Source organism: Paenalicyclobacillus macrosporangiidus, from assembly GCF_900116805.1.
Classification (GTDB): Bacteria; Bacillota; Bacilli; order Alicyclobacillales; family Alicyclobacillaceae; genus Alicyclobacillus_H; species Alicyclobacillus_H macrosporangiidus.
In genome coordinates, this window is sequence record NZ_FPBV01000064.1 from 1 (window position 1) to 2,971 (window position 2,971).

Below are 2,971 nucleotides of genomic sequence, written 5' to 3' on the forward strand. Positions count from 1 at the left end.
CACTCGTCCACGCTGAATGGCTCATACCGCGGAAACGTCATGCGGACGGTTTCGTGGATCCGAACGGAAACATCGAGATACAACTGCATGCGCGGCCGCACAGTCAGAAGCCGTGGGCACACTTGCAAGGCCTCTCCCAAGCGCATCGCAGTGTCGACGCCGGCGCGCTTGGCGGTGGGAGAAGCGGCAAGCACAATCCCGCTCCTACGCTTGGGGTCACCCGTCACGGCAAGAAGGGGATCGGTGTTATCGTCCTCCAATCGACGCCGGTCGGCCCAACGAGGGTCAGAAGCGATTTCGACAGAGGCGTAGAAGCTCTGCATGTCGATGTGACCGATAATCCACTCAGTCATCCCTGACACCCGCTCTCTTCAGTCGACCGGAGGCCTCCGCATCAAGCATGGCCTTCATGAACACGCCTTCTCGTTGCCATCCACGTTCTGTATACCGCACCGTCACATCAAGTTCGCTGTCTTCACGTTCGTACACGCGGACATTCATTTCGTTTAGCTGTCTGCGTAGTTCCCGGCGGCGCAGCTGCAGTCGACGCATGAGCAATTCAAGCACCAGGAGCTCCCTGAGAATCGCTGTTGGACGCACAGCCCTCACCACCGAACATACGTTTGCATGAATCATTATATTCGCCAGGACGCTCTTGATACAAACATACGTTCGTGTATTTTCCGCCATGGAACCCTTAATTTGTTCGGTTCACCACTGCGTAGGAGAGACCGTGGATACTCCGCCTCTTCTAAAATTGGCGCGAAAATGGCGCACACGCGGGGCGACGATGCTTGATACTGAAAGTAAGCACAATCATCAACGCGGAAAGGAGCGAGGCCTGTGGACGATTCTGAGCTACGCAGGGCTTTGACCGTCCACAACCCCTGGGGCAAGTTTTGGCCGGGGGAACTGGTCCTGATGAAACGAGCATCATTTTGTTCCGCACAGAACGTTCGTGTGGTTCTCTTGTACGAACACCCTGACGAGCGGATGCCGTGTACGGTCTGCGACGACCCAAACTGTTTCGAGTGGGCCAACGTGCTCAGTGTGGACGGTAGGTATTTCTACCACATCCCGGACTGCCAACTAGAGAAGATCGCCTACGGGCAGCACATTGACGAGGTACACGCGCAACTGGCGGAGGCGTCACATGAAACAGGAGATTGACATTCACGCAGCACCCCGCGTCGTCCACTGCCGCCGGGAACCATTCGACGTGTATATCGGCCGTGCGGTCCCACGCTTGGGCCTCCGCCGTAGCAAATGGGCGAATCCGTACAGGATCGGGCGGGATGGAACGCGTGAGGAGTGTATCCGGAAGTATCGGGAGTACGTGCTCGGCCGGCCGGACCTGATGGAGGCGCTTGGAGAGCTTCGCGGGAAAGTCCTGGGTTGTTGGTGTTCGCCGGAACCGTGCCACGGGGATGTTTTGGTTGAGCTCGTAAAGATGATGGAACAAGAGCGATCACGAGACGTGAGTCGCATCAGATCAACCAGGAGGTGAAAGACGTATTGAGGGCATGGGAACTGCTATTGGTCATCCTTACGTTCATTCCTGGTAGTGTGGCTTTCTTCGAAACAGTCACTGGCCAACGCGACAAACGTGAAAGGTCGTGCGTCATGAAGGCCATTTCGCAAGTCTGGCCGGACGTTGTGTCGTTCAAAGAGACTCACGACCAGAACTACCCAGATATAGTGAAATGTCAGGTGCTCAGGCGCAACGGAACGGAGTTTAAGGCGTTTCTAAAACGCACGTCAGACGGGTACGAGGTGCTCGGTGTTCGCGGATATGAAGACAATGTGAAACCAGGCGTACTCTTCCGCGAAGTGGAACCCATGTCCTCAAATCAGGTCAAGAATAGACCGGTCGCTAAGAAGATTGAAGCGAGGTGACTGATGTGTTGTGGCTGATCGGTATCTTGCTGGTAATCATTGGTATTAGTATTCCCGTCGCAGTAGTCGACAGCAAGGACTATGAACGGGAAAGGTCTCGCGCCATGAAGGCAATTTCGCGGATCTGTCCTGACGTTGTGTCGTTCAAAAAGGCGAAAGATCAGAATTACCCGGATGTAGTGCAATACCGAGTGCTCACTTCGAACGGTTCGGAATTCGATGTGTTCCTTAGACCCAGAGAAGGCGAGTACGAAGTAGTCGGTGTTCGCGGGTGGACGGGAAAGTGAAGGATGGCGTATTCATCCCCAGCGATGGAACCTATGACGTCGAACGAGGTCAAGAATAGAACGGTGGTGACGAGTCGAATGAGAACCGCGACAAGGCGGGGCAGGTCGTTGGACAACCCTGAACGGCCGGGGCTGCCAGACGTGTGTTGGGTAAAGTTCCCTGCCGTAAGGAACGCTGGTTCGATGCGTGTGGCTTTCGAAAGCATTGCAGCTCAACTCGCAAAACAACCTGTCCTGCGTGAAGTTCGGGATGTACTGGTGGATGACGACACCATCCGCTTGGTGTTGGAGAAGGAGGAGCCACCGGAAGCAAAGGAGGGGACAGTGAATGAGCGTCAGCACCGCCATTGAATGGACGGACGCCACCTGGAATGTAGTTACCGGTTGTTCAAAGGTCAGCGAGGGGTGTCGATACTGCTACGCGGAGACCGTAGATCGACGGTTTGCGCAGAAATGGGGCCACGAATTCAAGCCGTGGACAGGCCCCAACGCGGCGCACAATGTCCGGTTACATTCCGAGCGACTCACCATGCCGCTTCACTGGCGGAAACCCCGCAAAGTGTTCGTGAACAGCATGAGCGACCTGTTTCACGAGCAAGTACCGAACGAATTTCTCGACGAGGTGTTTGGCATCATCCTTGCCTGCCGGTTGTTGGCGAACAGGCCGGACCACGTGTTTCAGATTCTTACTAAGGGTCTGCTGAACGAGTCTTTCTGCGAGATTCGACGGCACTTGGTTTGTATGCTGTTGTATGGCGTCTTGGCCTGCCGCCAAACGTCACGCGAGC

The 2,971-nt window shown here is 55.4% G+C and carries 7 protein-coding genes; 5 read left to right on the forward strand and 2 right to left on the reverse strand.

The genetic code is table 11. The features are described from left to right. Together BM357_RS18535 and BM357_RS18540 are read right to left on the reverse strand one after the other, a co-directional pair. Positions 1-353: Y-family DNA polymerase (locus BM357_RS18535; RefSeq protein ID WP_483869899.1), on the reverse strand; the 353-nt coding region annotated here is incomplete at its 3' end. After that, positions 346-567 (reverse strand): YhjD family protein, encoded by a 222-nt coding sequence (locus BM357_RS18540; RefSeq protein WP_139234809.1) that lies wholly within the window; start codon positions 565-567, stop codon positions 346-348. The genes BM357_RS18540 and BM357_RS18535, both read right to left, overlap by 8 nt. A gap of 276 nt (positions 568-843) precedes the next feature. Here BM357_RS18540 and BM357_RS18545 point away from each other — a divergent pair, with 276 nt between their 5' ends. The 5 genes from BM357_RS18545 to BM357_RS18570 all read left to right on the forward strand — a co-directional run. Then, on the forward strand, positions 844-1,170 hold the full coding sequence (locus tag BM357_RS18545) for a hypothetical protein (protein WP_074956875.1): 327 nt from the start codon (positions 844-846) through the stop codon (positions 1,168-1,170). Then, positions 1,154-1,507: a DUF4326 domain-containing protein gene (locus BM357_RS20855; RefSeq protein WP_074956877.1), complete on the forward strand. Its 354-nt coding sequence runs from the start codon at positions 1,154-1,156 to the stop codon at positions 1,505-1,507. The genes BM357_RS18545 and BM357_RS20855 overlap by 17 nt, the downstream gene beginning before the upstream one ends. 8 nt (positions 1,508-1,515) lie before the next feature. After that, on the forward strand, positions 1,516-1,896 hold the full coding sequence (locus tag BM357_RS18555; protein ID WP_074956879.1) for a hypothetical protein: 381 nt from the start codon (positions 1,516-1,518) through the stop codon (positions 1,894-1,896). Beyond that, positions 1,893-2,183 (forward strand): hypothetical protein, encoded by a 291-nt coding sequence (locus tag BM357_RS18560; protein ID WP_074956881.1) that lies wholly within the window; start codon positions 1,893-1,895, stop codon positions 2,181-2,183. The genes BM357_RS18555 and BM357_RS18560 overlap by 4 nt, the downstream gene beginning before the upstream one ends. 328 nt (positions 2,184-2,511) lie before the next feature. After that, positions 2,512-2,971, forward strand: a 460-nt coding sequence (locus BM357_RS18570; protein ID WP_139234810.1) for a DUF5131 family protein, incomplete at its 3' end; no start/stop codon positions are given.